At 64.0% G+C, this 2,618-nt stretch carries 2 protein-coding genes; both read right to left on the reverse strand.

The features are described 5' to 3' along the window. Positions 1-1,776 (reverse strand): S8 family serine peptidase (locus Q9Q40_09355; GenBank protein MDQ7007427.1); only part of this gene is annotated, 1,776 nt, incomplete at its 3' end. 488 nt (positions 1,777-2,264) lie between these two features. After that, on the reverse strand, positions 2,265-2,618 hold a 354-nt coding region (locus tag Q9Q40_09360), incomplete at its 5' end, for a hypothetical protein (protein MDQ7007428.1).

Below are 2,618 nucleotides of genomic sequence, written 5' to 3' on the forward strand. Positions count from 1 at the left end.
GGCGCAATCGCAGCGGTCGCCCACGCCGTCGCCGTCGTGGTCCTCCTGGGCCGGATCTGCCACCTCGGGGCAGAGGTCGCAGAGGTCGCCGAAGCCGTCCCCGTCGGCATCTTCCTGGCCCGGGTTGGGGAGATCCACGCACAGGTCGTCGTTGTTGATCACCCCGTCGCCGTCCACGTCGCCGTTGTCGTCGAGTACCTCCAGCGTCGCCGTCAGGGGCACGTCCTTGTCGGTCTCCCAGGTAAAACCGCTCTTGCGGATCGCCGTGACGCGGAAGGTGTAGGTCCCGACGGGCGTGGGGTCGGGGCTGGGGTTGTAGCGGAAGTAGGCGATGCCCCCTCCGGCGAAGCTGGTCGGATCGCTCATCGGCATCGTCGAGCCGTCCGGAAACTCGAGGGTGCCGTCGACCTCCACGTCGCCCTCCGGGAAGCCGTCGTCGTCGAGCACCTGCACCCAGGTCTCCACGATGCCGTACTGATCCCATTCCGCCATGGTGACCAGAGCCACGTGGATCCCGTCCAGGTCGGGGTCGTGGGTCCGTGCGGTTTCCCGGTTCTCCGCGGCGTCGTAGGTGAAGCCCGGCTTGGAGAGCTGGTCCACGGTGAAGGTCCAGGCCCCCGCCGGCAGAGTTCCGCCCGGCTGGTGGGCCAACACGGCCATCCCGCTGCCACCCGTGGTGGCGCTGAGTTGCTGCTCGGAGCCGTCCGGCGCCTGGAGGCGCCCCTCCACCAGCACTCCCTCCTCGACTCCCGTCAGGTCGTCCACCACCCAGACCCGCACCTCCAGGGTCTGCGGATCGCTGCGCTCGAGGCGGATCTGCTGCACGTGCACCCGGTCGCGACTGACCAGGCCCAGCTCTTCCACCGCTCGCAGCAGGTTGACCCGCCCCCAGCCGTAGAAGTCGTCGCGCCCCGGTAGGTCTCGCTCCGGCTCACCCACCTGGTCGTCCGCGCTGCGCCGGACGATGTCCATCACCTGGCCCGGAGTGAGAGTCGGGTCCACGGCTTTGAGTACGGAGCACAGACCGGCCACCACAGGCGTCGCTGCGGAGGTGAGGCTGAACAGATCGAAGGTGTCCTCGTCGGAGAATGGCCGCACGGTCGGGATGTCCCTGCCGGGTGCCACCACGTCGAGATCGGGACCGTACGCGGAATTGGGATCGAGCTGATCGAAGCGGTTGGTGGCTCCCACGGCAATCACTTCCGGATAGGCGGCCGGGTAGGCGACCACTGGCGCATTCACGTTGCCGGCACCCGCGACCATCACGACACCCGAAGCGAAGGCGTAGCCCACAGCATCGCTCAATACAGAGCTTCCTGCTCCTCCGAGACTCATGCTGATCACTTCGGTGCCACGGTCGGCAGCGTGTCGAATCCCGTCAGCAATCGCGAGGCCACCGTAGCCGCCCCCTTCCCCAACCTTGACCGGCATCAGCAGGCCCCAGTTGTCCACGCCGGCAACCCCAAAGGCGTTGTCCGACTCCGCGACAGCAATGCCGGCAGCCCTCGTGCCATGCGCGTCCGCCCCGACCGCCTCGGGGTTATAAATCTGCTCACTCGTACCACAGCAAAAAGAGTCGCCGAAAGGTACGATTCGGCGATGCAGTTCCCTGTGCCGACCGTCGACACCGTCGTCCAGGACGGCAACGACGACCCTCGAATCACCACTGGCAAGAGGATAGGCTTCCACCGCATCAATGTCGGCACCCGGCTTGCCTCCTTGCTGACCCGTGTTCTGGAGATCCCACTGCTCGCCAAAGTGAGTATCGTTCGACATCGCCTGGGTGATTTCACAGGCACGATAGATCTTCTCGACTACCGCATACTCGATCCGCGGATCCCCCTCGAGCCGCCGGACAATCCAATCGGCATCCACACCGCCCGGAAATCGCAACCAGAAATAGCGGTGCAGGCGGTATTGCCGGGACAGCCTTGACCTCAACACGCTCCGGCCTCGAAAAACGGGCTTCACGAAGACAACATGGTGGTTGACGAGGAGGTCGTTCTCGAACTCGCTGGAAAGGCCCCGATCCCCGACGACTTCCGGAATGACCCGTATCACGACATCAATCGCATCCGACCGGCTACTCGACGCGATTCCCCAGGCGACCCCGGGTATCGCCAGGCAGCATGATGTGAGAACTACAGTGCGCAACCACCTCATCAAGCTGACTTGTTGTCTATCATTCATGCCGTGTTCCCCGCCCAGAGGAAGCCGGAGCGTTGCGGATCCACCGAGGACCTGACAACGCTCCGGCCCCGCTGTCATGGCACTGTTATTTCTTTCACATTGTTGCTCATGTCGGGATCGATCGTCGTCGGTCCAGGAGTAACGGTCGCCCGAAGGACATCACCGGTGATCAGCACCAGTAGCTGTGAGAAAGGGACTTCGTGCGCGCACTGACAGGTCGCAAGGTTCTGATTCTCCGGGCAGATGTGGGCACTATTCCGGCAGTCTCCGAAAACGACCAAGGAGCTATACAGGACGCGGCACGTAGCCGTGCATAGCGACACCTTGCAGCTCTCGTCACACAGGATGCTCTGACCGATGTCCGCGTTGAACGTAGTGGTTGAAGTCGAGATCAACTGACCGTTCCGCCATTGCTCGAGCGTCACGCT

This window comes from Acidobacteriota bacterium (genome assembly GCA_030949985.1).
Classification (GTDB): domain Bacteria; phylum Acidobacteriota; class Polarisedimenticolia; order J045; family J045; genus JALTMS01.